This is a genomic window from Ruegeria sp. BI11 (genome assembly GCF_056538005.1).
Genome location: NZ_JBQFSM010000035.1, coordinates 1 through 3,921 on the forward strand (window position 1 = coordinate 1; position 3,921 = coordinate 3,921).

The window sequence follows — 3,921 nt, forward strand, 5'->3', positions numbered from 1 at the left end:
TCACAACGCGTTATTGAATAGTTTTGTCAGATTATCCTCGTTGAGTTTGATGGGGTTACCGCCGCATGAGGGGTCGATGATTGCGCCTTGGACGAGGTCCGGGATGGCGGCCTCGGTGACGCCCAGATCGGAGAGTTTGCGGGGGATACCGAGGGTGTCGTTGAACTCCTGCACAAAGGTGCAGAAGCCGTCAAAACCGCCTTCGATGCCCAGGTAATCGGCGGCCATTTGGAACCGGTCGGCGATGACGGGGGCGTTGAATTCCAGCACGCTGGGCATGCAAACCGCGTTGGTAGTGCCGTGATGGGTGTTGAACACCGCGCCGATGGGGTGGCTCATGGCGTGGATCGCACCCAGACCCTTCTGGAACCCGGTGGCACCCATCGAGGCTGCGCTCATCATATGGGCGCGTGCCTCGAGGTCGGTGCCATCGGCATAGGCGCGGGGCAGATACTCTTTGACCAGCCGCATGCCCTCCAGCGCGATGCCTTGGCTCATCGGATGGTAATGCGGGCTGGAAAACGCCTCGACGCAATGGGCAAAGGCATCCAGACCGGTGCCTGCGGTGATGAACTTGGGCATTCCCACGGTCAGTTCCGGGTCGCAGATCACCACCGTGGGCAAGACCTTGGGGTGGAAGATGATCTTCTTGGCATGGGTCTCAGAGTTGGTGATGACGCTGGCGCGCCCCACTTCCGATCCGGTTCCGGCGGTGGTGGGCACCGCAATGATCGGCGCGATGGCATCGGCGTCGGCGCGGGTCCACCAGTCGCCAATGTCCTCAAAATCCCAGACGGGGCGCGTCTGACCGGCCATGAAGGCGACCATCTTGCCCAGATCCAGCCCCGAGCCGCCGCCAAACGCGATCACCCCGTCATGGCCGCCTGCGTTATAGGCGGCAACCCCGGCCTCGAGATTCTTCTCATTCGGGTTCGGATCAACGTCGCTGAACAGCCCGCGGCCCAGACCGGCGGCCTCCATGATATCCAGCGTCTCGGTGGTGATCGGCAGATCGGCCAGCCCCTTGTCGGTGACCAGCAGCGGTTTCTTCATGCCAGCCGCCGCACAGGCCTCGGGCAATTCCTTGATGCGGCCTGCGCCGAATTTGATCGCGGTCGGGTAAGACCAGTTTCCAACAAGGCTCATGATGTCACCTTCTTCAGATGGTAGGATTTGGGGCGGGTCAGGTTGTGATAGCCGATGACCGACAGGCCGCCGCCGCGCCCGGTATTCTTGCAGCCGGTCCAGCACAGGCCGGGGTCCAGATAATCGGCCCGGTTCATGAACACGGTGCCGGTCTCGATCTGGTCGCCCACACGCGCCGCCCGGTCCACATCGCGGGTCCATAGGCTGGCGGTCAGGCCAAATTCACTGTCATTCATCAGCGCGATGGCTTCAGCGTCGGACGAGACCTTCATGATGCCCACCACCGGGCCAAAGCTTTCATCCCGCATCACGCGCATGTCATGGGTCACATTGGTCAGAATCTGCGGGGTCAGATAGGCGCCACCGTCATCCTCAGCGAAGGTGTCGATATGAGCCACAGCTCCCGCTGCGACCGCCTCGGCAATCTGCGCACGCACCTCATCAGCGAACCGCACATTGGCCATCGGGCCCATGGTGGTCTCCGGGTCCAGCGGGTTGCCCAGCTTGTAGCCTTTGACGATTTCAACCGCCTTGGCGACGAAGTCATCATAGAGGTCTTCCTGCACGTAAATCCGCTCGATCCCGCAACAGCATTGGCCCGCGTTGAACATCGCCCCGTCGATCAGCGTATCGACCGCCGCGTCCAGATCGGCATCCTCCATAACATAGCCGGGGTCCTTGCCGCCCAGCTCGGTGCCCACACCGGTAAAAGTGCCCGCCGCCGCGCGCTCCATCGCCTGGCCGCCGCCAACCGAACCGGTGAAGTTCACAAAGTCGAACGCATTGCCCGCGATCAGATCATTGGTCACGTCATGGCTGAGGAACACGTTCTGGAACACATCCGCCGGCACACCGGCTGCATGGAAGGCCTGCGCCATCCGCTCGCCCACCAGCAGGGTCTGTGTGGCATGTTTCAGGATCACCGTATTGCCCGCAATCAGCGCCGGGGCCACCGTGTTGATCGCCGTCATGTAAGGGTAATTCCAGGGCGCCACCACAAACACCACCCCATGCGGGAGGCGCTTGATATAGCGTTTGAAGGTCTCATCCTCGCCCACCGCGATATCGGCCAGCGACGCCTCGGCGATCCCCGCCATATGGCTGGCGCGCTCGTTGAAGCCGCCAAACTCACCGCCATAGCGCACCGGGCGGCCCATCATCTGGGCCAGTTCGGGCACGATCTCATCATTCATCGCGCCCACGGCTGCCACGCCAGCCATCACAAGGTCAATCCGCTCCTGCAACGGTCGCGCCGCCCATTCAGCCTGTGCTGCCCGCGCCCGCGCGGCAACCTCAAACGCGGCCTCACGCGACAGCACCGCGCGCTCGGCAAAAACCGATCCATCGATCGGCGAGATGCATTTCAGTGTCTGGCCCATGCCATCAACTCCACATAGAGGGCACCTGCGCCCTGCTTCCTCATTCCCAAATTTCGGTGGTGCGAGAGGCCGCCCTCTCACGCTACGCGTCAGGCCCGTTCAAACCCGCGCGCCACTTCCCAATCGGTCACCACGCGCTCGAATTCCTCGATCTCGACCTCCGCCGCGCGGGTATAGTGGTCGACCACCTCATCCCCCATCGCCGCGCGCAGCATCTCGGACCCGTGCAGCGCATCCCGCGCCGCGCGCAGGTTGCCCGGGATCATGCCGGTGTCGCCCTGATAGACGTCGCCAACGGTCGGCGGCTGCAGCTCCAGCCCTTCCTCGATCCCCGCAATCCCGGCCGCCAGCATCCCCGCCATCGCCAGATACGGGTTCATGTCCGAGCCCGGTATGCGGCACTCAACCCGCACCGCCTTGGTGCCATCGCCGCACAGGCGGTACCCGGCGGTACGGTTATCCACCGACCAGATGATCCGCGTGGGCGCAAAGGTGCCCTTCATGAAGCGCTTGTAGCTGTTGATATACGGCGCCATGAAATAGGTGTAATCGGCGGCGTATTTCAGCAGCCCCGCCATGTAGCTTTTCATCAGCGCCGACATGCCCAGCTCATCCTCTGCGTCATAGAACGCAGGTTGGCCATCCGCCCAAAGCGACTGGTGCACGTGCGAGGAACTGCCCACCTTGTCGTGATGCCATTTCGGCAGGAAGGTTGCCGCATGGCCATGCTGCCAGGCGATCTCTTTCACCGCGTTCTTGGCGATCGAGTGATACTCGGCCGTCTCCATCGCCGCCGCATATTTGATGTTCAGCTCTTCTTGTCCGGTCTCGGCCTCACCTTTCGAATTCTCCACCGGTATCCCCGCATTCCACAGATGGTTGCGGATCGGGCGCATCACATGCTCTTCCTTGGTGGTCTGCAGGATATGATAGTCTTCGTTATAGCCCGAGATCGGCGCCAGATCGCGGAAGCCTTCCTTACGGATCTGGTCAAAGCTCTTCTCGAACAGAAAGAACTCCAGCTCGGTGGCGCACATCGCGTCATAGCCCATCGCCTTCAGTCGGTTGACCTGGCGTTTGAGGATCGAGCGCGGCGCATGCGGTACTTCCTCGTGCGTGTGATGATCCAGCACATCACACATCACCATCACCGTGCCCTCAAGCCACGGCACCGGGCGCAACGTGCTCAGATCCGGCTTCATCACATAATCGCCATAGCCCCGCTCCCAACTGGTCGACGCATAACCATCCGGCGTCCCCATCTCCAAATCCGTCGCCAGCAGATAATTGCAGCAATGCGTCTCTTCCCACGCACCACCAACAAAATGACCCGCATGAAACCGCTTCCCCATCAAACGACCCTGCATGTCAACAAAACAAACCAAAACCGTGTCAA

Annotated in this window: 3 protein-coding genes; all 3 read right to left on the bottom strand. The window is 61.7% G+C overall.

Annotated elements, in window-relative coordinates; genetic code table 11:
- Positions 1–1,146 (bottom strand): iron-containing alcohol dehydrogenase, encoded by a 1,146-nt coding sequence (locus tag ACR0DT_RS24795; RefSeq protein WP_480713308.1) that lies wholly within the window; start codon positions 1,144–1,146, stop codon positions 1–3.
- Entirely contained in the window at positions 1,143–2,525 is a 1,383-nt protein-coding gene (locus ACR0DT_RS24800; RefSeq protein WP_480713309.1) for an aldehyde dehydrogenase family protein, read from the bottom strand. Before ACR0DT_RS24800 ends, ACR0DT_RS24795 begins: the two co-directional genes overlap by 4 nt.
- A gap of 89 nt (positions 2,526–2,614) precedes the next feature.
- Positions 2,615–3,921: glutamine synthetase family protein (locus tag ACR0DT_RS24805; protein WP_480713310.1), on the bottom strand; the 1,307-nt coding region annotated here is incomplete at its 5' end.

Coding starts and splice junctions, on each gene's coding strand:
- ACR0DT_RS24795 (WP_480713308.1), bottom strand. CDS start 1,146: ATGAGCCTTGTTGGAAACTGGTCTTACCCGACCGCGATCAAATTCGGC.
- ACR0DT_RS24800 (WP_480713309.1), bottom strand. CDS start 2,525: ATGGGCCAGACACTGAAATGCATCTCGCCGATCGATGGATCGGTTTTT.